General features: G+C 55.3%; 19 protein-coding genes. 10 read left to right on the top strand and 9 right to left on the bottom strand.

Annotated elements, in window-relative coordinates:
• Nucleotides 1-37: 37 nt before the first annotated feature.
• Entirely contained in the window at nt 38-2296 is a 2259-nt protein-coding gene (locus HUV30_RS15815) for a vitamin B12-dependent ribonucleotide reductase (protein ID WP_174406470.1), read from the top strand.
• A gap of 163 nt (nt 2297-2459) precedes the next feature.
• Here HUV30_RS15815 and HUV30_RS15810 read toward each other — a convergent pair whose 3' ends face one another.
• The 5 genes from HUV30_RS15810 to HUV30_RS15790 all read right to left on the bottom strand — a co-directional run bounded on the left by HUV30_RS15810 (nt 2460) and on the right by HUV30_RS15790 (nt 6979).
• Nucleotides 2460-2645, bottom strand: coding sequence for a hypothetical protein (locus HUV30_RS15810; protein ID WP_174406469.1), 186 nt, complete (start codon nt 2643-2645; stop codon nt 2460-2462).
• Nucleotides 2646-2670: 25 nt separating this feature from the next.
• Nucleotides 2671-3201: a hypothetical protein gene (locus HUV30_RS15805; RefSeq protein WP_174406468.1), complete on the bottom strand. Its 531-nt coding sequence runs from the start codon at nt 3199-3201 to the stop codon at nt 2671-2673.
• Nucleotides 3202-3857: 656 nt separating this feature from the next.
• The gene (locus HUV30_RS15800) at nt 3858-4310 is read right to left on the bottom strand and encodes a hypothetical protein (protein ID WP_174406467.1); all 453 of its coding nucleotides are present in this window, start codon (nt 4308-4310) and stop codon (nt 3858-3860) included.
• Nucleotides 4311-4456: 146 nt separating this feature from the next.
• Entirely contained in the window at nt 4457-4993 is a 537-nt protein-coding gene (locus HUV30_RS15795; protein WP_174406466.1) for a hypothetical protein, read from the bottom strand.
• 45 nt (nt 4994-5038) lie between these two features.
• Nucleotides 5039-6979, bottom strand: coding sequence for an RHS repeat domain-containing protein (locus HUV30_RS15790; RefSeq protein ID WP_174406465.1), 1941 nt, complete (start codon nt 6977-6979; stop codon nt 5039-5041).
• A 278-nt stretch (nt 6980-7257) separates the two neighbouring features.
• On the opposite strand from HUV30_RS15790, the gene ftsE reads away from it, so the two are divergent.
• The 3 genes from ftsE (at nt 7258) to ilvD (ending at nt 10856) form a co-directional block, all read left to right on the top strand.
• Complete coding sequence (ftsE, locus tag HUV30_RS15785; protein WP_174406464.1) at nt 7258-8001, top strand: cell division ATP-binding protein FtsE; 744 nt, start codon at nt 7258-7260, stop codon at nt 7999-8001.
• Between the two features lie 8 nt (nt 8002-8009).
• Nucleotides 8010-8903 carry a cell division protein FtsX gene (locus HUV30_RS15780; RefSeq protein WP_174406463.1) on the top strand — a complete coding sequence of 298 codons (894 nt, stop codon included), beginning with the start codon at nt 8010-8012 and terminating at the stop codon, nt 8901-8903.
• A gap of 288 nt (nt 8904-9191) precedes the next feature.
• Complete coding sequence (gene ilvD, locus HUV30_RS15775; protein ID WP_174406462.1) at nt 9192-10856, top strand: dihydroxy-acid dehydratase; 1665 nt, start codon at nt 9192-9194, stop codon at nt 10854-10856.
• Between the two features lie 96 nt (nt 10857-10952).
• Here the strand turns inward: ilvD and HUV30_RS15770 are convergent, their stop codons facing one another.
• Complete coding sequence (locus tag HUV30_RS15770) at nt 10953-11546, bottom strand: NAD(P)H-dependent oxidoreductase (protein WP_174406461.1); 594 nt, start codon at nt 11544-11546, stop codon at nt 10953-10955.
• Nucleotides 11547-11613: 67 nt separating this feature from the next.
• Nucleotides 11614-12858, bottom strand: coding sequence for a MerR family transcriptional regulator (locus tag HUV30_RS15765; RefSeq protein ID WP_174406460.1), 1245 nt, complete (start codon nt 12856-12858; stop codon nt 11614-11616).
• A 253-nt stretch (nt 12859-13111) separates the two neighbouring features.
• Between HUV30_RS15765 and HUV30_RS15760 the strand changes: the two genes are divergently transcribed.
• From HUV30_RS15760 to HUV30_RS15750, 3 genes are all read left to right on the top strand, one after another.
• Nucleotides 13112-14173: a TRAP transporter substrate-binding protein gene (locus HUV30_RS15760; RefSeq protein WP_205245248.1), complete on the top strand. Its 1062-nt coding sequence runs from the start codon at nt 13112-13114 to the stop codon at nt 14171-14173.
• Between the two features lie 248 nt (nt 14174-14421).
• Nucleotides 14422-14976 (top strand): TRAP transporter small permease, encoded by a 555-nt coding sequence (locus HUV30_RS15755; RefSeq protein ID WP_174406459.1) that lies wholly within the window; start codon nt 14422-14424, stop codon nt 14974-14976.
• Entirely contained in the window at nt 14973-16250 is a 1278-nt protein-coding gene (locus HUV30_RS15750) for a TRAP transporter large permease (RefSeq protein WP_174406458.1), read from the top strand. Before HUV30_RS15755 ends, HUV30_RS15750 begins: the two co-directional genes overlap by 4 nt.
• A gap of 140 nt (nt 16251-16390) precedes the next feature.
• Here HUV30_RS15750 and HUV30_RS15745 read toward each other — a convergent pair whose 3' ends face one another.
• Both HUV30_RS15745 and HUV30_RS15740 read right to left on the bottom strand, forming a co-directional pair.
• Nucleotides 16391-17725, bottom strand: a complete 1335-nt coding sequence (locus HUV30_RS15745) for a peptidoglycan DD-metalloendopeptidase family protein (RefSeq protein ID WP_174406457.1) — start codon at nt 17723-17725, stop codon at nt 16391-16393.
• An 11-nt stretch (nt 17726-17736) separates the two neighbouring features.
• Complete coding sequence (locus HUV30_RS15740; protein ID WP_174406456.1) at nt 17737-17895, bottom strand: hypothetical protein; 159 nt, start codon at nt 17893-17895, stop codon at nt 17737-17739.
• A gap of 290 nt (nt 17896-18185) precedes the next feature.
• Between HUV30_RS15740 and HUV30_RS15735 the strand changes: the two genes are divergently transcribed.
• The 3 genes from HUV30_RS15735 (at nt 18186) to gyrB (ending at nt 23199) form a co-directional block, all read left to right on the top strand.
• Nucleotides 18186-19502 carry a helix-turn-helix domain-containing protein gene (locus tag HUV30_RS15735; RefSeq protein ID WP_174406455.1) on the top strand — a complete coding sequence of 439 codons (1317 nt, stop codon included), beginning with the start codon at nt 18186-18188 and terminating at the stop codon, nt 19500-19502.
• 137 nt (nt 19503-19639) lie between these two features.
• Nucleotides 19640-20794 (top strand): DNA polymerase III subunit beta, encoded by a 1155-nt coding sequence (gene dnaN, locus HUV30_RS15730; RefSeq protein ID WP_174406454.1) that lies wholly within the window; start codon nt 19640-19642, stop codon nt 20792-20794.
• The gene (gyrB, locus tag HUV30_RS15725) at nt 20794-23199 is read left to right on the top strand and encodes a DNA topoisomerase (ATP-hydrolyzing) subunit B (RefSeq protein WP_174406453.1); all 2406 of its coding nucleotides are present in this window, start codon (nt 20794-20796) and stop codon (nt 23197-23199) included. The genes dnaN and gyrB overlap by 1 nt, the downstream gene beginning before the upstream one ends.
• Nucleotides 23200-23210: the final 11 nt, after the last annotated feature.

Raw genomic sequence — 23210 nt, 5'->3', positions numbered from 1 at the left:
CATATTCAATAATTCCAATCTATTAGGATTCCATTCCATGTCAGACATTACGCTGCCTGCAGACCTGAAACCGGCCGATATCAACACCAACGCAGAGATCGTGCTTACCAAGCGCTACTACCGCAAGGGACCGGATGGTAAGCCCACCGAAAACGCAACCCAGATGTTCTGGCGCGTTGCCGCCGCCATTGCCGGCGAAGAAAAGAAGTACAAGAAGAGCACGGTAAAGGCCGAGGTGCTTGCCAGAGATTTCTATGATCTGATGACCAGCTGGAAGTTCCTGCCCAACTCCCCCACGCTGATGAACGCGGGCACCGATCTGGGTCAGCTTTCCGCCTGTTTTGTTCTGCCTGTGGGTGACTCCATCGAAGAAATTTTCGACGCCGTTAAGTATGCCGCCATGATCCACAAGTCCGGCGGCGGCACGGGCTTTTCCTTCTCCCGCCTGCGTCCCAAGGAAGCCCGTGTGGGTTCCACCGGCGGCGTTGCCTCCGGCCCTGTCTCGTTTCTGCGCATCTTCAACACCGCCACCGAGCAGGTGAAGCAGGGCGGCACCCGCCGTGGTGCGAACATGGGCATTCTGCGCGTGGACCATCCCGACATCATGGAATTCATCAAGGCCAAGGAAAGGGAAGGGGAGTTCAACAACTTCAACTTCTCCGTGGCGCTGACCGAAGACTTCATGAAGGCCGTGGAAAAGGGTGAGGATTACCCCCTGATTGCGCCGCACACCCAGAAGGAACGCGGCCGCCTGAACGCCCGCGAGGTATTTGAAGTGCTGGTGCGCAAGGCATGGGAAAGCGGCGACCCCGGCATCGTGTTCCTTGACCGCATCAACCGCGACAACCCCACGCCCAAGCTCGGCGAGATTGAATCCACCAACCCCTGCGGTGAGCAGCCCCTGCTGCCGTACGAGGCCTGCAACCTCGGCTCCATCAACCTTGCCACGGTGTTCGCTCCTGAAAAGGACGCCGGTGTGGACTGGGACGAACTCAAGCGCATTGTCCATCTTTCCGTCCGCTTCCTCGATAACGTCATTGATGCTTCCCGCTTCCCGCTGGAACGCATCACCGAGATGGTGCACACCAACCGCAAGATAGGTCTTGGCGTCATGGGCTGGGCAGACCTGCTGTATCAGCTGCGCATACCCTACAACAGTCAGGAAGCCGTGAATCTTGGCGAACGCGTCATGGAATTCATCCTCGGCGAAGGCCGTGCAGCCTCCAAGCAGCTGGCCAAGGAACGTGGGGCATTCCCCGCGTATCCCGATTCCATCTTCGCTGCCCGCGATCTTGGCCCCTACCGCAACGCCACCGTAACCACCATTGCTCCCACGGGCACGCTCTCCATTATCGCGGGCTGCTCTTCCGGCATTGAACCGCTGTTTGCGCTCTCGTTCGCCCGCAACGTGATGGACGGTCAGCGTCTGGTGGAAACCAACCCCTATTTCGAAGCCGCGCTGCGTGAAGAAGGGTGCTGGACGCCCAAGCTCATGGAAAGCGTGGTGGCCAAGGGGTCTATCCGGAAGATGGAAGACACCCTGCCGGAATCGCTGCGCAAGGTCTTTGTTACCGCCATGGATATTGAACCCGTGTATCACCTGAAAATGCAGGCTGCCTTCCAGCACCACACGGACAACGCCGTATCCAAGACCGTGAACCTGCCGCACGATGCCACCGTGGACGACATTCGCAACATCTACTGGATGGCGTATGAGCAAGGCTGCAAGGGCGTAACCGTATATCGTGACGGCTGCCTTACCTCGCAGGTTCTCTGCACGGGCGATTCCAGCAAGAAGGACGACGAACCGAAGGACGCCTCTGCCGCTGCCGGCGTTGTATGCCCCAAGCGTGAACGCCCCGACATTGTCTACGGTTTTACTCAGAAGGTGCAGACCGGCCTTGGTGTGCTGTATGTGACCATCAACGAAGTGGACGGCAAGCCCTTTGAACTGTTCACCACCATCGGCAAGTCCGGCCGTTCCATCACTGCCAAAGCAGAAGCCATCGGCCGCCTTGTTTCCCTGTGCTTCCGCGTAGGGGTAGAGCCTGTGGATATCGTGAAGCAGCTCAAGGGCATTGGCGGCGAGCATCCGGTCTTCCAGAAGAAGGGCCTGCTGCTCTCCATTCCGGACGCCATCTCCTCCATTCTGGAAAACCGCTACATGAAGTCCAAGATTGCCGTGCACGGTGCCAATGGCCTTGCACGCCAGAGCTGCCCCGAATGCGGTCAGGAACTGGTGTTCGAAGAAGGCTGCAACAAGTGCTATTCCTGCGGCTACACCAAGTGCGGCTAGCCCGCGCCCGCGTGTTGTCTGGTCAGTAAAAATGCAAAGGAGCCTGTACATGGTACAGGCTCCTTTTTTATTCTCTGCCTAGCGCACGCAGTGTTGCCACAACAGTTTCCTTGGATCATCTTCTGCCGCACAGTATCGTTATCCAGCTTTTCCTTGCCGGAAATTACTCTTCATCATGCCCGGAATCGTCAGTAATATTGTTCTTACGATCAAGCCGTTCCTTCACAAGCTGATACAGTAGCCAACACGCCCACGCCAAGATGGGATAGCTGGCCCATGCGGGAATTGAAATCCCGTGTCGTGAAAGCTTGCCCGTCATGAGCCCGCCGAATCCTAGTATAAAAAGCATGATGCAAAGCAACCACTCCTGAAATCTATTTTTCATTTGGGTCAGATCCCTTTTTGTTTTCAGTCGCTATATTTTTCAATTCTTCAATAGCGCTAGCTGTAAAACCCAATGCCCCTGCTTTTGTCGGTTCATAAGGTCCAGGTAGTGCGTATCCGGCTATAAAATCCCCCGCCGAAAGAGCAGCACCGTTAATGGTTGCCGGCTTTGACAGCACCGCATTAGCTGCATCCAAGCCCTTATTTCTGACTGTTGTAGCCGCCATCTTAGCCCCTTCTTTGACCGCAGATGCCGCCCCGGGCAGATTGGCAACCCCCATTTGTACGGCCTGTGCACCCGAAGCTGCAGCAGCCATGCCCGCATTTATCGGAACAACGTGCTTTCCAAAAATCCTATCAACCTCTCTGCTTGCCTTATCCCCTTGACCGTTAAGCTTGTCGGCTAGATAAGCAGCTCCTTTTGCCCCCCCATAAGCGATGGCGGTAGCTGCCCCCAAACCAATCTGGACGGGAGCACTCCAAAGTCCCCACGGGTCGACGCAGCTTATGGGGTCATCCACACAGTAATCCCACAGGTCTCCATCGCCACGCATGTCGCGGGCGGGCCAAAGCGGATAAGGGCGGCGGTAAAGCGGCCCAATTGGGGGGAATAGTCACGGTAGCCGAAGCGGATGAGTCCCGTGTGGCAAATGCAAAAGCTAAGCTGATTACACTCAACATGCTGTGACGTTGGGAGTATTAAATATGTACTTATATTTAAATCTGGTAGAACTTACTCTAACCGCCCAAGGTGAGTTATCAATAGCTGACTGCACACACTTCAAGCTAGACACACCGCCGTAATATATGAACCCTCTTTTCATAACTATATGAACATATGTAGTTTCATCCCATAGTGGGTGCTCATTAAATGCTATAAATTTAACACTATCTAGATGTAACTCTTTTTTACCATATAAATTTTTAACAAATATAATATCGTTTGAAATCGAATCAAACACAGCCGCAAGTCTTAAAAAATACGTTGTGAAAAAAGAAATGAAGACAAGAATAAACCCAATAAAACCACCATTCAAAACAATTACGGACATACCAGCACAAAAAAAGAATATAGACTGTATTGCCAAAAAAATTCCAATGAAAAATGATGTTGCAGTATACTTATTCATATATTTTTATGGCGCGCGGCAAGGCCGCGCGCCGTGCTGTATTGTTATCAGTCCTCAGAAAATACCGTTGCAACGTCGCTATGTTCTTGCTTTACATACACATCTAGAGGTGCAACAACTTTTCCTCCCCAAGAAACACCAACACTTTTTGTATCCCCAGTATAGCCATCCCCTTTCACCTTTTCTGCCCCAACAGTTAGCGCAAGGTTTGGGTAGCCCGTCGGCGCAACAGCGACTGAGGTTCCTGTTTTTTGAGATGTTCCCGCAAGGTCCTTAATCGTTTTTGCCGTGGTTGTCTGGTAAGAGGCGTCCCCTGAGACACCAAAACCGGAAGAGGCTCCGTAATCAGCGAAACCTTCCACTCCCCAGTTCCCCTTATCATCCTTCACCACCATTGCTCCGGCTCCAACACCAAATCCAAAGCCGCTAGCGGAAACACCAAGCCCTACGCCTTTGGTTTCTAACCCCCACGGGTCAACGCAGTTGATCGGATCATCCACACAGTAATCCCACAGGTCTCCATCGCCGTGTGTGTCGCGGGCGGGCCAAAGCAGATAGAGTCGGCGGTAAAGCGGCCCAGTTCGGGGGAATAGTCGCGGTAGCCGAAGCGGGCATGCCTTGCCATGTCGATTCAGTCGCCAAACGGTTATGGATTCCACGCTCCTTTAATTGAAAGATACGCGTTCTTTTTATTTTTTATATAAGAGGGATCGCCCTCCAGAACTTCCATCTCAATAGTTACAGAATCAAACTCATCGTTATATGGCATCCAAAATTCGAACAGGCTTTCACTCCAAAAATCATCGGGCATATCATTCCATCCTTGCCATCCATAACTGGACCGAATGTCGTGTGAGTCAATAATTTTTCCATTACTATAAACTGTGTACCTAATTAAGCCTTTAAATTTAATCTCATCTGGCTTGAATATTATGTAGTCTCTGTCAATATTGTAATTCATAAACACATTATATTTATATGTATTATCAGAATGCATAGTAGCATTAATGCTTGTTCCGTTCTTTGTAACATCAAAATTACCACTCCACACTTCTACAACAAGATTTCTAAATATTAAATTACACCATGCGCGTGTGTATTTCGGTATAATGGCTCTTCTTATTGGTCCAACTAGCAACAATGACAATGCGAAAACAATAAGTATTAATTTTTTATATTTCATATACACTCCATGCGAGGCCCCTCTTTTACGAGGGGCCTCGACATACTATTCATTGCTACGTTTTTCTTTTTCTATCTGCCTTCTAATCTCAGGACTCTCTTTCAATATTTCATAATTATCTCTGAGCCTATCTGCATAGTCCTGGCAGTTATTCGAAATAATGTTATACTGGCCAGGAATAGTAATTTTTTGGCTTTGCCGCATTATGTTGTCATCGTATGATTTGGGATCCAACCTATATTCATTTTTCCTATTGGATTCATTCACCATTGGCCCCTCCTTTCCATGACCAATATCCCCTCCCTTTTCATCCTCATAAAACCCCTGCTCATGATGCAGCTGCAGGTTGTACTCGCCGGGATTATTCATCCCGTCTATCCACCCGTGTGCAACACCACTGTCAGGCATGGGGGAGGTGAAACCGGGGCGGGAGACTGATGTAAATCCATCCAGAGAACGGACTCCAAACCGGAAAAGCCCCCACGGGTCGACGCAATTTATGGGATCATCCACACAGTAATCCCACAGATCACCATCGCCGCGTGTGTCGCGGGCGGGGTCAAGGGCGGTAAAGCGGCCCAGTTCGGGGGAATAGTCGCGGTAGCCGAAGCGGATGAGTCCCGTGTGGCGGTCCACAAGGCCGGAGGCAAAGCCAACAGGCAGGAATAGCTCGGGATTGGAGTCGTTCAGCATAGTCCCGAAGCTATCATATGCCATTTCCTTTATCAACTTGCCGCCATTGGCGTCCGGCAGCACCACCAGCTTGAGCGAGCCTATCTGGTCGAAGCCGAGACGATAGGTTGCGGCCCCCTGCGGATGCTCCATGGTAACAGCTGCGGGGCTGTGCCCAGCTTCGTAGTGGAACAGGCAGCGGGTGCCGCTGGCGTGGTCTATCCATGCGCCGAGACGCAACGCATCCTTCCAGATGTAGGACTCTGCCAGCACGCCGTTTACGTGCTTTTCCGCCGGACCGAGTGCAGAGCCGTAGTAATAGGTAATCTGCGTACCGTCAGGCAGGACAACGCTGTCCAGTCGGGTGTCTGCGCCATAGGCAAAGGAGGTGATCTCTTCCCCATGCCGGGTTGTGCGAATCCGGCTGCAGAGGGAACCTTCCGGCGTGTACTCGCAGCGCACGTTGCCAGCCTGCACCAAGCGGCCTGCTCTGTCGTAGGCAAGGCTGCGGGGGCCGCGCCATACCGTTTCATCTGCCACACGCTGGCCAGCCTCGTTATACGCATACTGCTCGACAAGGCTGCCGTTCAGCCATGCATGCGTCAGATGCCCCTGTGCGTCATAGGCGAAGCAGTATTCCCGCATGGAATCGCCAGCGCCTTCCAGCTTGCGAATGATGCGGCCTTGGGCGTTGCGTTGCAGCCTGACATTCAGCCGGGGAGGCTGCGTATCAGGCTGCGTATCGGGCTGCATGCCAGACAACACAGCAGGCTGCGTTGCGCTACCGACCGCACTGCCTCCATGCCGAATGCCCGGAAGCACCACACAGCACGAACCAAGGCCGGTTGCAGTTGCTCCGGCATAGCGGGGAACCGATGCGCTGTTGCGGTTATTCGGCACCGCAACGGCTTGCAATGCCGTGCCGGAAGCGGTGTGCCCTGTGTCGGGCGTGGCATACGGAACGGCCGCGCGGGCTGCAACTGCAGGCATGGGACGAGGCATCACGACAGGTATGGCATGCTGCGCAACAGGCGCGCATGCTGCGGCATCCGGCAGGTCTTGGGCATAGACAATGTGCCGCACGTATTCTTCCATGGAGATAGGCGTATCCTCTGCGCGGCGTTCCAACTGCGCAAGGTTCGCCATCCGCTTTTGCTGCATGCGGTTCTGGTCGCCGAAGACTTCAGTGCGGAGGTATTCCTCAGTGGACATGGGACGCGTCTGGCTGTCTGCGGCACTACGAGGTGCCGAGTTCGTGGGAAGTGCCGATCTTCCGTGTTCACGGATGTGGCGGATGTGGCGGGTCTGGTTCATTGCATTCTCCTTTCGTTGTTACAGATAATGAACACATCACCCGCAAGCATACGCTCAGATTTACATACAATTCCACAGCAAGCGACTGAGTTCCGTTCTCTCTGCCAAAGGACAAAGCGACCCGAACGTCACCCCGTAATCTGCCTGTTTTTTGCTTTCGGGCTGGCCCGCAACGCGCTTTTCCGCTACGCCTGCAACAGACCTTTTTTACAAACGTCGGAAAAAAGGCTACGTAACAAACGGCCCTTAATCACGACCCAACCCGCTTTCTGGATTTTATGCTCAAGGTACAGCACCTCTCGCACAATTTCGGCACGCACTGGGCGCTCAAAAACTGTTCCTTCCAATTGGAAAAGGGCGATTTTCTATTCCTTTCCGGCCCGTCCGGTGCCGGCAAGACAACCCTGCTCAGGCTGCTCTATGCCTCGCTGCCCGTCCAACGCGGCCTGGTGGAAGTGGCAGGCTTTGACCTGAAGAAGCTGCGTTCCGGCCAGGTGCCGCTGCTCAGGCGGCAGGTGAGCGTGGTCTTTCAGGATTTCAAGATTCTGCCGCACCGCACGGTCTACGATAACGTGGCCATTGCGCTCGAGGTGCGTTGCCTGCCCCCCCAGCATATAGACCGCCGTGTGCGCGCCGTGGTGCGCGGGCTCGGGCTGGAAAATCGCATTGGGCTTCTGTGCGGCGAGCTTTCCGGCGGCGAGCAGCAGCGCGTTGCCGTTGCGCGCTCCATTGTGGTGAACCCGCAGATTCTGCTGGCGGACGAACCCACAGGCAACCTTGATCCCGAACTTTCACGCCGCATGATGGATATTTTCAAGCAGTTCCACACCTATGGAACCACCGTGGTGCTCGCAACCCACAGCCCCGAGCTGATTGCCCAGCACCCCAAGGCCAAGCTGCTGCGGCTGGACGACGGCAAAATCACTGCGGCCAACTGGCCCGGCGCGGTTATAGAAAACTGCGCAGACGATGATGAAACCTGCGCCGCAGGCCGTCCGAGCGGCCTGCGCATTCACGCATAGGAATCGCCATGTTCGGAGTGTTCTGCAAACTCTTTGCCCGGGGCATTCGGGATTTCGGCCTGCACCCGTGGGCGCAGTTGCTCACGCTGGCAGCCGTGACGCTGGTGACCTTTCTTTCCGGCTTTTTTCTGCTGTGCTTTACCAACCTGAATCAGGAACTGAACATCACCCGCGGCGAGGTGGTGTATCAGGTCTTCTGGAAGGCTGACACGGGCATGGATCTTGTCAAATCCCGCTGGGATGAGATGCGCCACCTTCCCTGGCTGACTGAGATGAAGACCTTTACGCCGGATGAAGCGCTGGATGCCCTGCTCAAGGAATCGCAGACCGATGGAGGCAAATCCATCTCTGCCCATGCAGGCTGGCTGAAGGAACGCAACCCCCTGCCGCCCACCGCCATGCTGCACTTCTCGCCGCACGAAGCCGACCTTGACGCATGGAACAAGGCCACGCACGGCTATCTTGAAAAGCTGCCCGGCGTGGAAACCGTGCGCGCCAACCCGCTCAAGGACGATCTCACCAAGGCATGGAAGGCCTTTGCAAACTCGGTCATGTGGCCTGTAATCGGCTTTCTGGCTTTTCTGCTGGCACTGGTGGTGGGCAACACCATCAAGCTTTCGCTGGTGCACCGCAGTGACGAAATAGATATTCTGCAGCTTGTGGGAGCGCGCAACTGGTTCATCCGCCTGCCGCTGCTCGTTACCGGCACCTTGCAGGGCATCATGGGCGGCACGCTTGCCGTGGGTCTGCTTTGGCTTGCATGGTACCACCTGAAAGATGTACTCAATTTTTCTCCGCTGTTCATGGAGCTGCACTTCCTGCCCTTTGAACAGAGTGTTTTGTTGGTGGCTCTACCGGCCCTTATGGGCTTTGTAAGCAGCTGGATCGCTGTAAGAAACTAGGTGTCATATTCACAGAACTTCAGCTTTCAGGACTCTCGCCCCTCAGACATGCGATAGCGCTCCCTTTGTGAAGCCGCACGTAATGTATACGCATCCTGTCAGGGGTGCAGGGGGATTATCCCCCTGCCGGGAGCAGGGCAGAGCCCTGCTCATCTATGCTCTCCTTATCTGTGAGCCTCAGAAATCCGGCTTACAGCTATAGGCCCGGAGACAGCCTTCATCTGAATGTCTGTAGCCTGCAACACCGCAAGATTCGGGTACCGCAAGAGTACCGAAAGGACACCGCATATGCGTAGCAAGAAGATGACCCACGGGCTTGAGAAAGCGCCCCATCGTTCATTGCTCTATGCCCTCGGGCTTACCCGCGAAGAGATTGCCCGCCCCCTCGTGGGCGTGGTGAACGCCGCCAACGAGATTGTTCCCGGCCATATTCACCTGGACACCATTGCAGAAGCCGTGAAAGCCGGTGTGCGCCATGCCGGCGGCACACCCATTGAATTTCCTGCCATCGGTGTCTGCGACGGACTGGCCATGAACCACGAGGGCATGCGTTTTTCGCTGCCCAGCCGTGAAATCATTGCCGATTCCATTGAGATCATGGCCACCGCGCACCCCTTTGATGCGCTGGTGTTCATTCCCAACTGCGACAAGTCCGTTCCCGGCATGCTCATGGCCATGCTGCGCATGAACGTGCCTTCCGTCATGATCAGCGGCGGGCCCATGCTTGCGGGCGAAAAGTCCGGCGTGCGCTCCGACCTCATCACCGTGTTCGAGGGTGTGGGCCGCGTGAAGCAGGGCAACATGACCGAAGCCGAGCTGGAAGACCTTTCCGAAGGCGCCTGCCCCGGCTGCGGCTCCTGCGCGGGCATGTTCACGGCAAACTCCATGAACTGTCTTTCCGAGACCATCGGCCTTGCGCTGCCCGGCAACGGCACCACGCCTGCAACCACGGCTGCGCGTATCCGCCTTGCCAAGAAGGCAGGCATGAAGGTCATGGAACTGCTGGAACGCGACATCAAGCCCCGCGACATCGTCACCGAAAAGGCCGTGGCCAACGCCATGGCTGTTGATATGGCGCTGGGCTGCTCCACCAACACGGTGCTGCACCTGCCTGCCGTGTTCCGCGAAGCCGGTCTTGATATCGATCTCGACATGTTCAACGAGGTTTCCCGCCGCACGCCCAACCTGTGCAAGCTTTCCCCCGCTGGCGATCAGCACATTCAGGACCTGCACCGTGCTGGCGGCATTCCTGCCGTTATGGCCGAGCTGCGCAAGAAGGACCGCATCAACCTTGATGTCATGACCGTCACCGGCAAGACCGTGGGCGAGAACCTTTCGGATCTCAAGGCCGCGAACCTTGACCCCACCGTTATCAAGCCTATCGAGGCTCCCTATTCGCAGGAAGGCGGCATAGCCATTCTGCGCGGCAGCCTTGCCCCTGACGGCGCCGTGGTAAAGCAGTCTGCCGTGGCACCCGAAATGATGGTGCGCACCGCAACCGCCCGCGTGTTCGAGTCGGAGGAATCCGCGTTTGAAGCCATCATGGGCCAGAAGATCAACAAGGGCGATGCCATCATCATCCGCTACGAAGGCCCCAAGGGCGGCCCCGGCATGCGTGAGATGCTCTCGCCCACGGCGGCCATTGCCGGCATCGGCCTTGGTGCGGACGTGGCGCTCATCACGGACGGCCGCTTCTCCGGCGGCACCCGCGGCGCGGCCATCGGTCACGTTTCTCCGGAAGCGGCAGACGGCGGCCCCATCGCGTTTGTGCAGGAAGGCGACCAGATCGAAATCAACATCCCTGAGCGCAAGCTGAATCTCCTTGTAGATGAAGCGACCCTTGCCGAACGCAAGAAGAACTGGAAGCCCGTGCAGAAGGAGATTACCTCCCCCCTGCTGCGGCGCTACAGCCGCATGGTCAGCAGCGCTGCCAGCGGTGCCGTGTTCAAGTAGCCTGTCCCGTCTATACAATAAGAAAACCCCCTGCAGGATATTCCGGCAGGGGGTTTATGTTTTGCGATGCAGCGCAGGGCGCTAGGGGAACAAACGCTAGCGTCCGACCATCTTGCGTGTGGTTTCCGCCACTTCCGCAAGCCATGCGGCGCGATCTTCGGAGGTGCTGTCCGCGATGATGGAGAACATGCGACGGTGGCTCTTTTCAATGCCGCAGAAGCCGAACACGCACTGAATCCATATGTTCTCAAGCGGATCGCCGAAGTATTCCTTCTCGCGGGTCTCTTCGGTGTTGGAGGTGTTGAACACCACGCCGGTCTTGCCTGCCAGCTTGCCTATAGGCAACCCGCCACCGCTGTCCTCGGGGGGAAAATCGTAGGTGTAGGGAGGTCGGAACACCCTGTCCACATAGCCTTTGAGCATGGCTGGCGGCTGCCCCCACCAGTTGGGATGCACAAAGAACAGCACGTCCGATTCCACCAGCTCGCGGGTATATTGGCGTACAAGCGCATCCTGCGTGGGCTTTTTGCCGAGCTCATCTACCGTGAGCACGGGATCAAACCGCTCTGCGTACAGATCGTGCGCATACGTGGGAACGCCCAGCTCTTTGAGCGTGGCGCATATGGTCCCGTATATCGCATGATTAAAGCTCTTTGCGTAGGGATGCGCCAGAATGACGGTTGCCTTCATGAATACTCCTTGGGGAAACAAAAAGGGACCGCAGCTTTTCAGCAATGCGGCCCCCTGTGGGTGTTCATTACGACTCGTATATCCTGTTGATGAAATTATACATTTCTACAGGATTTTCATCTTTGCCGTTAATCGTCAAGTGTTCGATAAGCGCCACATTATTCCCGCGCGGGGTGGTGGTTTCATCCACCAGCACAGCAAGGGAATACGGATCAGACAGGTCTTTCTGCTCCAGCAGCATGAGCCAGCCGTTATCCGTATACTGCCACTGCACGCTGAACCGCTCGCTGCCCTCGAAGTGGCTCATGAGCATGGCCTTGAGGTCGTTGATGCTGAACCGCCCGCGGGTTCTGCCTGCCACACCGAGAAACTCGCCATCCGGCGACTGGATAACCAGCGGCATGGTCAGCAGGGCACGGTGCGGCTCCTGCATGATTGGCGCTTCTTCCGGTGCTTCTTCTGGCGCTTCATCAGAATCGAAGATGAAGCCGCCCTCGGCGTCCTGATCGGCATAATGTGGTTCTGCATATTCCGGCTGTTCCGCATCGGCGGGTGCTTCTTCAGTCGGGCGTGCAGGAATAGCAGAGGTTTCCACGGTATATTCGTTCACATCGCCATAGGCGTTACGGATGCGGATAACCTTACCGGACACAGCCTGTTCCTTGGCAGGGGCAGCGTGAGCGGCTTCTTCGTCCGTCTGCTCTGCCGCATCAGCATAACCGCCGGCAGATTCTGAAAGGGGAGCGGACGAAACACCGGCAGATGCAACGGCAGGTCCTGCAAGCCCTTCAAGGCGCTCAAGCAGGGCGGTTGCCCGTTCCATCCATGCCTCCATTGCCGGAGCCATGCCAGCGTCGGCAGCGCCCTGCAGGTCCAGCTTCTGCAGGCGGGCATCAATGGATTCCATGCGGCGGGCAATGGCGTCCTGCTTCATGGTCAGGTTCACCATACTCTTGGCAAGGTTGCTCAGCGCCTGCGTGTAATCATCTGGCAGCTCCACTTCCACCGGTCCGGCAGGAATCACGGCGGGAGCTACTTCCAGCTCCTGCTCCTGCGGCATTTCCGGCATGGGCTCTATCCATGAAAATTCCTTTTCAAGCCGGGTACGGACCTCAGGAACAGACATGCCCCTGCTGAACAGCTCGCGTATGCGCAGACAGACCTTTCCGGCTTCGTGGGTGAAGCGGATGGGCTTGCCGTCGTTGGCTACAGGGATGCAGTCGGGAAATTTGCGGCGGTAGCTCTTGATGGTCGTTTCCGAAACACCGAGCATGCGGCCGAGGTCTCTGTGGGTAAGCGTTTTTTCGCTCATCGTAACCCTCATAAAGGCTTGTATGTGCTATATCGTAACCCATCGATAAGCCATGGTCAGCACTGCGTCAAGCAACGATATTATGGCACACCGGCAGGAGCCCAAGGGCAAAAACATCATTATCTGACGCAACACCACACAAAACACTACTGAACACGCACCCCATGTGAAGACTTGAAGCATGTTCAAAGGCGCGTTACAGTGCCTGTCTACACGGCGAACCAACCCTACCTTCACTTCCGAGGAAACATATATGCCTTTCTCCCCCAGTTCTGTGCAGTCCGCGGGCTGCCCGTCATCTCCGGCTGCACCGGTGCGCTTCTTTCACACAGTGTGCGCCTGCCTGTTCGCCTGCCTGTTCCTTGTGTGCATGCTGGTAACCGGACTGCCCCTGCAGGCTTCTGCCGCCCAGATATCCCTTGCCGTGGTGACCAAGCCCGGTTCCGCACAGTACATTGCCGCAGCGAAGTTTGCCGAGCTGGTCAAGGAACGCAGCAACGGTGCCACCACCGTCAAAATATTCCATTCCGGCGCGCTGGGGACGGAAACCGAAATGCTGCAGCAGATTCAGCTTGGTGCCGTGCAGATGGGCATTATCACCCTCGGACCCTTTGATACCTTTGTGCCGGAAGTTAAGGTTGTCGCCTTTCCCTTCCTTTTCAAGGACCACGCAACCGTAGACCGTGTACTGGACGGACCGGTAGGGCAGGAGATTCTCAAAACCCTCGAATCCGCCGGTTTCAAGGGCCTCGCCTTTTCCGAAAACGGGTTCCGGCATCTGACCAATTCACGCCAGCCCGTGCACACGGCCATGGATGCCGGGGGACTGAAGATCCGCGTTATGGAATCCACCTTCCACAAGGAACTGTGGCGGGCGCTTGGCGCAAACCCCACCCCCATGGGCTGGCCCATCTATTCCGAGTTGCAGCAGCACACCATTGATGCGCAGGAAAATCCCCTGTGGGTGCTTTCCGTCTACAAGCTCTATGAAGTGCAGAAGTATCTTTCCCTCACCGGTCACGTCTATTCCACGCACATAGACATAGCCAACCTCGGCTGGTTCAACAGCCTTCCTGCAGACCAGCAGACCCTCATTGCCACCGCCATGCACGATGCAGCCATATTCCAGCGTGCCTACAACCGCTCGCAGGAGGCAGCCAATCTTGAAGAAATGCGGGCAAACGGCATGATCGTGGAAGAGCACCCCGACCTGCAATCCTTCCGCGACCGCGTGGCAAAGCTGCGCGACATGGATATGTATGCAGCCCCCGCCACCCGTGCCTTGCTGGACAAGATTCTCGAAGCCGCAAAATAAGACTGAACGTTTTTTAGTTTTTCTCGAAAGGCTTTTCCGGTGTATGTGTGATTGAGGACAGGCAGAGCTAAATGCCCCCTTCGCGCTATCCTGTTCCGGTACTTCTTCCCCTGCAGACAAGCCATGTTCCCTTGTGCATCAAAGAAGAACCATAGTTACATGCGCCCCATTCCAGAAACGCACACAGGTTGTTCACAACAAATATAACCAACCTTAATATAAGTAAAAAAATTACAAACACTACGAACATGCACAGTGTTTCCAACGTTCGTTCACGCCTGCTGGCACTCTTGAACCTGCTGAGCGCATATGCCGACACGCTTTGCCGCGTCATGTTGTTCCTTGCCTGCTTCGGCATGGTGGCTGTTATCGGTGCGCAGGTGTTCTTCCGCTATGTGCTCAATTATTCCCTGTTCTGGTCAGAAGAACTGGGCAGGGTTCTGCTGGTGCAGCTCACCTTTTTCGGTGCTGCCGTGGCATACCGTGCCAGCGCGCATATCGGCGTGGATACTGTTGTCTGCCGCCTTTCGCCCGCAGGCCGCACTATGGCGGCACGGCTCACACATGTGGCCTGCCTGTTCCTTTTTGTGGTCATGGCGGTGTACGGGTTCAAGTTTGCAGATTTCCTTTCTGTGCAGATGACCACCACGCTCGGTGTTTCCAAGCGCATTCCCTTTCTGGCCGTGCCTGTGAGCGGCTGCATCATGGCCCTGCACTGTCTGTGCTTTCTCTTTGGTCCCCCTTCCAGCACGCCCTGCGTTTCTGCTTCCGCCAGGCAGGGAAGGGAGGATAGCAGGGCATGACGCTGGTACTCTTCGGCCTTCTGGTTCTGCTGTTTGCGCTGAACACGCCCATTGCCGTGGCTGTTGGGGTAAGCGCCGTTGCCGCCTTCATGCTGCAGGGCGACATGAATCTCATGCTTGTTACCCAGCGCATGTACGCAGGCGCTGATTCCTTTCCCCTCATGGCTGTGCCGCTGTTCATGATCGCGGGCAACCTCATGGGTGCTGGCGGCATATCACGCCGCATTGTGCGCCTTGCCGATGCACTGGTGGGGCACCTTCCGGGCGGGCTTGCTGCTGTCTCAGTCGTTTCCGCCATGTTCTTTGCGGGCATTTCCGGTTCCGCTGCCGCAGATACGGCTGCCGTGGGTGCCATACTCATTCCTTCCATGGTCAGGCGCGGCCACACACCTGCCTTTGCCGGAGCTGTGCAGGCGGCGGCAGGCTCCATCGGGGTGGTCATTCCCCCGTCCATTCCCATGATCGTTTTCGGAGTGCTCACCGGTGCATCCATAGGTAAGCTGTTCGCAGCGGGCATTGTTCCGGGAATCATGGCCGGTCTTTCGCTTATCACCGTGTGCGTTCTGCACGCAAAACGCCATGGCTGGCAGCCGGAACACGGATTCTCGCTGCGGGAGGTGGCGAGTGCATTCCGCCACGCCCTGTGGGCGCTTGGTGCGCCTGTCATCATTCTGGGCGGCATTCTGGGCGGTGTGTTCACAGCAACGGAATCTGCCGCTGTGGCCGTGTTCTATGCACTCTTTGCGGGTCTGTTCATCTACCGCGAGATCGCGCCGCGCCAATTGCCCGGACTCATCCTGCAGGCGGGCATTACCTCCAGCATCATTCTGTTCATCATCTGCTCGGCATCCGTGTTTTCATGGTACATGGCCATTCAGGATATTCCTGCAGGCATAGCGGAGTGGCTTACCGGCATAACCACCAATCCCGTGCTGCTGCTTCTGCTGGTGAACTGCCTTCTGCTGCTTGCGGGTACCATTCTGGAAACCACAGCTGCGCTCATCCTATTCGTTCCCGTTTTGCTGCCGTTGCTGCCTGCACTGGGACTTGATGTCATCCACCTCGGCATCATCGTGGTCATGAACCTTGCCATAGGCATGCTTACCCCGCCCATGGGAGTGTGCCTGATTGTTTCATGCTCCATAGCCTCAACCCGGTTGGAATCCATCACCCGCGCAATACTGCCCTTTTTGCTGGCGCTGATCGTAAACCTTGCGCTGGTCTGCCTGTTCCCGCAAATAGCGCTGGTGGTGCCTGATATGCTCTTTAAGTAGATAACGGGGCACGGAGGACTTGAGTAGCAATCAACATGCTGTAACTATTACCTATCCACTATCGAAACCTATCGGTAAGCCACAAAAAGTAAAGGCCCGTCCATTCCGGACGGGCCTTAATTATTTTATTTGTATTTCGGCTAGTTGGATTCGTTAGGAACAGTGATTGTTCCCACTGTGGTTTCAGGATTCAGCATGGGGCGCAGCTCCTGAACAAGGGTCTTGAATTTGCCCATCTGCTTCTTGGAAACAGGCTCGGAACGGGGGCTGATAATCTGACGGGGATTCAGGTAGGAGCCGTTCTTCTGGATGCGGAAATCAAGGTGCGGGCCGGTGGCGTAGCCGGTGGAGCCTACGTACCCGATGGTTTCGCCCTGACGAATGCGCTTGCCGGACTTCATGCCCTTGGCAAAGCGGGAAAGGTGCAGGTAGCCGCTTTCGTAGCCGTTTACGTGGCGGATCTTGATGTAGTTACCGGCGGCATGGTCACGCGCCACCTTGGTAACGGTGCCGTCGCCGATGGCATGCACGGGCGTGCCGGTGGGAGCGGCGTAATCAACCCCGTAATGGGGGCGGTATGTCTTGAGAACAGGATGCAGGCGGCTTCTGGAGAAATTGGAGGATATACGCTGGAAGGAGAGAGGAGCCTTGAGGAAAGCGCGGCGCAGGTTGCCGCCCTCGGCGTTGAAGAACTGGTACACGCCGTATTCATCCTTCATGCGGAAGCCTTCGTGCAGTTCACCCTGGTTGGTAAACGAGGCGGCCAGCACGCGCTTGTAGCCTTTGAACTCCCCGTCACGGTAACGCTTTTCCACAACTGCGGAAAACTTGTCGCCCTCGCGCAGGTTGCGGATGAAGTCTATTTCCCACCCGAAGATATCGGCCAGCACAATGGCAAGCGAGGCGTTTTCGCCAGCCTGCTCAACAGCCTCGAACAGGCTGGAAGATACGGTGCCGGCAACGCGTACCGTTTTGTAATCGTAGGGAATATCATGCAGTTCGGCAGTGAATGAGGGGCAAGCCTCTACACCTTCCTGCTTCTTCTGCGGAGTGATGGTAAGGAACTTGTCGTTGTCTATTTCGTACTCAAGACGGGTAACAACACCGTCTTCAGTGTATACGCGATAGGGCTGGCCCGCACGGAGCTGTCTGAGCGGGAAAACGGGTTTGCAAATCTGGGCCAGCTCATGAATTTCAGCAGGATTGAACCATTGGGCAAGGATGGAGGAGGCAGTGTCTCCGTTCCCTACTATGCCGGGGTGCACGGCTTTCACAGGACCTTGAGGCACTGCTGGAGCGGGTTGCTCCACCGTTTTCTCCTGTTCAACGGCGGCAACCGGAGTGGAGGTATCGGAAGTGGTACCAAATATGCCAAACAGGGCTGAAAGTGTCAGCGCTGCTGCACAGACACCTGCAATGACGAGATATTTTTTGCGTTTCGGGCCGGATGAGGAAAAGCGATAATTTTTATTCATGCCGTATGATTTTACACACCGTGTACGAGGCTGAGGTACATGAGCGAAAGTGCGGTTATGGAAACCAGTGCCGTGGTAGCCCACATGTAGACGCGGAGCTCCTTGAGAGTTCTGCGCATTGCGGGGTGCATGAGCGCGTGTTCCGAGACGCGTGAAAAGGGGTGTATCATGCAATCCTCCCTGAGCAAACAGTTTCTTGTCCTAGTTTGACCCTATTATATAGTCTAATAAAAATCTAGACTTTTCCACAATTAATAACAGCCCTAAAAAAAGGTCAGTTCTTTACGCCGGTTGCGTGATTCGCCATTCTGCTTGGCTTGAGCATGGTTTTCTGCTATGCATGACGGGTTGTTGTGTGCTGATCGGGGCTTTTTTTTCCACACCCCGAATACAGATATTCCCACGGCTGTCCACTACTCGTAAATCCTTCGTAACCCCCGATACCGGCAAAGAAATTCACGTGCTCAAGAAAGCCCTTCGCGATCATCTTTCCCACAGTTTTTCCGACCAGGCGCTGCGCCAGTGGTATGACCCGCTGACTCTTGTGATGAGCCCGACGGAAAAACGGCTTTCTGTGTATTTTCCGCATCCGTTTTTTGCCAAGTGGTTTCAGCTGAATGCTCAAGGCGACTTTGAAAACGCCCTGCGGCAGTATCTGGACGAGGGGTACAAGCTCGATTACACCACGCGCGCTGCCAGCCGCACTGGCGGCAGAATGCCCGTTTCCGCCTCTTCCGACCGTGTGAAGAATCTGGACATTCCCTTTGGCCAGCAATTCACCTTTGAAAGCTACCTGCACAACCGCAAGAACGAATTTCCCATTGCCAGCGCCCGTGAAGTCGTCAAGCAGGGAGCACCCAAATACAACCCCTTTGTCTTGTGCGGCTCCAGCGGCTCGGGCAAGACGCACCTGCTGCGCGCCATGGCAAACGAGATTGCCCGCCATACCGATCCCGAATCCATTTTTCTCGGTACGGTAGAAGACCTTGCAGCGCTCTATGCCGTGCAGTTTGAAGGCGATCTGTACGGCGCCCGCCGCCATATTTCGCGTTACGTCTACTTTATGCTGGACGATGTGCAGCGTTTTCGCGACTTCCCGCTGCTGCAGGAAGAAATGGTCATTCTGTTCAACATGTTCCACGATGCGGGACGGCAGATGATATTCACCTCCACCGGCATCATTTCCGGATACGACTTTCTGGACCCCAAGCTCAAATCACGGCTGGAATGGGGCCTTATCGCCCAGATCAAGCCGCAGGATCTTGATATCCGCGTGCGCTTCGTGCAGCAGCGGCTCAAGCATGACAGGCTGCGCATATCCAAGGAACAGACCTTCATGCTGTGCCAGCGGTTTCCTGATTTCCGCAACCTGCAGGGTATTCTGACCAAGCTTGCCGCCTACAGGGACCTGATGAGCAGGGAAGTGACAGATAAGGATTTCGAGCAGATACTCGCCCACACCGATGACAAGCAGGGCAGCTCCATAACGCCGGATACGGTTATTGCGGTCATTTCCGAACACTTCGGGCTGAACCACAAGGATATAACCGGCACCAAACGCCACCAGAAGATCGTGCAGGCGCGCCAGCTGGCCATGTTCATATGCCGTCAGCTTCTTGGCAGTTCCTACCCTTCACTCGGGCGCATCTTCGGCGGCAAAGATCACTCAACGGCCATGTACGCCGTTAAAAAAGTCAAGGAATTACAGGAAAGTAACAGAGATACGAAACTTTTGGTAACCGAGCTGAAGAAAAAGTGTCTAACCAAAGACAGTTAGGAAAAAGCGAACAAGTTACGCAATGACGGTGCAAAGAATGTTACCTTCATTGTTACCGATAAAGCTAAAGAAAATCAGTTAGATAGTTCTAGTAGAAACAAAGGCACACCCCCTACTACTATTACAAGGAGATCATAATGCATTTAAGAGTATTTAAAGAAGACGTGATTGACGGTCTCCAGAAAGCCGCAAATATCATTCCTGCCAAAACCGGCGCAGCCTATTTGCGGTCCATCTGGCTTAAAGCGGAAGCAGGCGCTCTGCATGTGCTCTCTACCGATTCCAATATCGAATTCCGTGGCCGGTATACCGGCGAGGTGATGGAAGAGGGGCTTGCCGGTGTGCAGGGTCGTGCCTTTGTGGATCTTCTCAAGAAGCTGCCTTCAGGCGAAATTACCCTTCGTCTGGACAAAGACTCCGGCAGCCTGCAGATTGAGCAGGGCAGAAGAAAATACAAACTGCCCGTGAACGATCCTACCTGGTTCCAGAATTTTTCCGATTTCCCCGAAGCCGGTTCCGTTTACTGGTCGGGCGACTTCGTGCAGGAACTCATAGACAAGCTTTCCTACTGCATCTCCGATGAAGACACGATGGAAGCCATTGCCTGCATGAGCATGAAGCCCATGACCAACGGTACCATCGAGTCCTGCGGCCTTAACGGTCACCAGTTCTCCATGCAGCGCTTCATGAACGATGAGCTTCACTCCATGCTGCCGCAGGACGGCATTCTGGTGCAGAAGAAGTATCTCGGCGAACTCAAGAAGTGGCTCGGCGGTGATGAGATTGAACTGAACATCGACAACAAGCGTCTGTTCTTCCGTCGCGGAGACAAGCGCGAGACGTTCAGCCTGCCTCTTTCCTATTACCAGTATCCGGATTACAACAATTTCCTTTCAAAGCTTCAGGCTCCCGAAGTGAGCACCCTTGAGGTAGACAGAAAGGAGATAATCGAGGCACTCGACCGTCTGCTCATCTTCAACACGGAAAACAACCGTTGCACCTACTTCACCTTCAACGGAGCCGAAGTGGAGCTTTCTTCACAGGGTCAGGAAGTGGGTACGGCCAACGAAGCCATCGAAGCACAGTATCAGGGTGACATAAAGCGCATTGCGTTCCCCACCCGCAACCTGATCGAAATTCTCAACCACTACCAGTCCGAAACCCTCAAGTTCCTGCTTACCGGTTCGGAAGGCCCCTGCGGCCTGCAGGGCAATGATGACCCGGAATACACGGTTATCATCATGCCCATGAAGATTGTGGAAGAGACGTACTACAGCGAGGAAGAAGTTTAATGACCAGCGCTGGAAGCAAACAGCAGTACACCGCGGACAGCATTACCGTTCTTGAGGGGCTCTCGGCTGTCCGCAAGCGCCCCGCCATGTATATCGGCAGCACCGATGTTCGCGGTCTGCACCATCTTGTCTATGAAGTCGTGGATAACTCCATTGACGAAGCCATGGCCGGCTACTGCGACAAGATCACCGTGAAGGTGCATCTCGATAACAGCGTGACCGTGCGTGACAACGGCCGCGGCATTCCCGTGGACATCCACCCCAAGGAAGGACGTCCCGCCGTTGAAGTGGTCATGACCATACTGCACGCAGGCGGCAAGTTCGACAGCGACACCTACAAGGTTTCCGGCGGTCTGCACGGCGTGGGTGTTTCGTGTGTTAATGCCCTGTCCGAGTATCTTGAAGTGACCATCGACCGCGACGGCTACCGCTACAATCAGCGGTATGAACGCGGTGTGCCTGTTAAGGGCGTTGAAACCATCGGTGAAAGCGACAAGCGCGGTACCACTGTACGTTTCCGTCCTGATGAAGAGATATTTGAAACGAACCAGTTCATGTACGATGTGCTGAAGAAGCGCTTTGAAGAACTGTCCTATCTCAACTCCGGACTGACCATCGAATTCACCGACGAGCGTACCGGCGATTCCGATACCTTCTTCGCGGAAGGCGGCATCCGCCAGTTCGTCAAAGATCTCAACTCCGGCGAAGGCGGCATCCATTCCATCATCTACGGTTCCGGCAACGGTACCGGCGATCAGGAAAACATCTTTGTCGAATACGCCATCCAGTACAACGCAGGGTACAAGGAAAACTTCCTCACCTTTGCGAACAACATCCGCACCAAGGAAGGCGGCACGCACCTGCAGGGTTTCAAGACCGCGCTGACCCGTGCCATCAACACCTACATTCAGGGATCTGATCTTCCCAAGAAGCTGAAGGTGAAGCTTTCCGGCGATGACGTGCGCGAAGGTCTTACCGGCGTTATCAGCGTGAAGATTCCGCAGCCCCAGTTTGAAGGGCAGACCAAGACCAAGCTCGGTAACAGCGAAGTGGCCGGTCTTGTGGCCGGACTGTGCTACGACCATCTCATGACCTTCTTCGGCGAGAACCCCAAGGACGCCAAGATGGTCATCGAAAAGGCCGTGGATGCCGCCCGTGCACGCGATGCTGCCCGCAAGGCAAAGGATCTTGTACGCCGCAAGGGCGCCCTTGGTGACAACTCGCTGCCCGGCAAGCTGGCGGACTGCCAGTCCAAGGACCCTGCCGAGTCTGAACTGTTCATCGTGGAAGGTGACTCTGCAGGCGGTTCTGCCAAGCAGGGCAGAAACCCGGGAACACAGGCCATTCTGCCGCTGCGAGGCAAGATTCTGAACGTTGAGAAGACCCGTTTCGACAGGATGCTGGCCAACAAGGAAATCAAGGCGATGATTACCGCCATGGGTGCCGGTGTTGGTGAAGAAGACATTGATTACGATAAGATGCGCTATCACAAGATCGTCATCATGACTGACGCCGACGTGGACGGCGCGCATATTCGTACGCTGCTCCTCACGTTCTTCTTCCGTCAGTATCCCGGGCTTATCGAAAAGGGCTACCTGTACATCGCGCAGCCGCCGTTGTACCGCGCCCATTCGTCCAAGTTTGAAAAGTTCATCAAGGACGATACTGAGCTGAACGCGTTTCTGCTCAACCGTATTGCAGACGATGTGGTGCTGCATGGCGGCAACGGCATGACCTCCACAGGTGCGCATCTCAAGGAACTGCTCAAGGCAATCGAGGCCATTCAGGGCAAGATTGCCGAGGTTGAGAATATCAACGTGAGCAGGGATCTGTTCATGACCTTCCTTGAGTATCCGGTGCGTCTGTTCCCCGAAACGTTTGATCACGAAAGTGAAAACGGATTCGGCACGTTCCTGCAGGACCGCGGGTTCTCCGTGTGCACCGAGGTGGAAGAGGACGAAATAGAACGCCGCGTATGGCTTGTGTTCGAAGACCAGAACGGACACCGCACCCGCCTTGGCAACGAGTTTTTCAACTCCAAGCTCTACAAGCAGCCCTACATAGCGCTGGACGACATCCGCAAGATGTTCGGCGGTGTTTCCTTCAAGGCTGTGCGCAAGGAATCGGAAACGGAACTGTCTGATATCTTCGCTGTTCTCGAGTATGTGCTGCAGGAAGCCCGCAAGGGTCTCAGCATTCAGCGGTACAAAGGTCTTGGTGAAATGAACCCCGAGCAGCTCTGGGTGACCACCATGAACCCCGAGAACCGCATACTGCTTCAGGTGACCGTGGAAGATGCCGAGGATGCAAGCGACATCTTCGAGCAGTTGATGGGCGACAGGGTTGAACCCCGTCGTGAATTCATCGAACGCAACGCCCTGAGCGTGAACGATCTGGATATTTAAAACGAGGCCTG

The organism is Desulfovibrio subterraneus (assembly GCF_013340285.1).
Classification (GTDB): Bacteria; Desulfobacterota; Desulfovibrionia; order Desulfovibrionales; family Desulfovibrionaceae; genus Halodesulfovibrio; species Halodesulfovibrio subterraneus.
This window is presented reverse-complemented; position numbering and strand designations above follow the sequence as displayed.